General features: G+C 76.3%; 1 protein-coding gene. It reads left to right on the top strand.

Features of this window, described 5'->3' with window-relative positions; translation table 11 throughout:
* Positions 1-413: 413 nt before the first annotated feature.
* Positions 414-1043, top strand: a 630-nt coding sequence (locus tag ESO86_RS17575; protein ID WP_165308346.1) for an RNA polymerase sigma factor, incomplete at its 3' end; no start/stop codon positions are given.

The raw sequence follows: 1043 nt of genomic DNA, 5'->3' as shown, positions 1-1043 counted from the left end.
CGGCGCATCGCCTGACGGTCGCGCCGCGGCAACCGGAGCCGCTTCGGGCGCCGGCCGGCGTGCCCGACCGGTCGCCCCGGGCGGAGCGGGAGGCCTGTTCCCCGTCGCCCCTCGCTCCGTCCCGGTCGCCGTCCCGCGCGATCCCCCACGCGGTCCACTCGATCGCGAGCGACCTCCCGGCCCTTCCCCGGTGCACGGTCCCTCACCATGAGAGACGGCATCGGCGGCGGATCATGACGCGACTTCGCGCGATCCGCCGCCGGAACCCGGTCGGCGGGCACCGCGTTTCGCCGTTCCCCCGGCCATCTGGTGGAATGAGCGGGACCGCACTGCGGCCCGTCGGCGCGGACCGCCGGCAACCCGCGTCAGCGCAGGCGATCCGGGCGCGCGCCCGCACGAGGAGGACCAGGCACGTGACCCCAGCACGTTCGGCGCCCGCCGACGCCGACCTGATCGCGGCGACCCGCACCGGCGACCGCGAGGCGTACGGCGAGCTCTGGCGACGCCACGAGGCATCCGCCCGCACCGTCGCGCGATCGCACACGACGCTCGACGCCGACGACCTCGTCGCCGAGGCCTTCACGCGGACCTTCGACGCGATCCGGGCAGGCAAGGGCCCGCAGGGGGCGTTCCGCCCGTACCTGTTCGCGACGATCCGGAACACGGCCGCGAGCTGGGGTCGCGCCAACCGGGAGACGCCGCTCGACCACCTCGAGTCGCTGGAGGATCCCGCGTCCGGCGACGCGGCGGCGCTCGAGGCGCTCGACCGGTCGACGACCGCGACGGCGTTCCGGGCGCTGCCCGAGCGATGGCAGGAGGTGCTCTGGTACGCCGAGGTCGAGCGGATGTCGCCGCAGCAGATCGCCCCGCTGCTCGGCATGAGCGCGAACGCGACGGCGGCGCTCGCCTACCGGGCGCGCGAGGGCCTCCGCCAGCAGTGGATCCGGGCGCACCTCGCCGACGCCCACCACGGCCCCGAGTGCGCCTGGACGGTCGACCGCCTCGGCGCGTACATGCGCGGTCGGCTGCGCGCGCGCGACACC

The sequence above is a fragment of the Agromyces binzhouensis genome (genome assembly GCF_004135055.1).
In the GTDB taxonomy this organism is placed as follows: Bacteria; Actinomycetota; Actinomycetes; order Actinomycetales; family Microbacteriaceae; genus Agromyces; species Agromyces binzhouensis.
The sequence above is the reverse complement of the archived record's forward strand: the minus strand, read 5'-3'. Positions and strand labels throughout refer to the sequence as shown.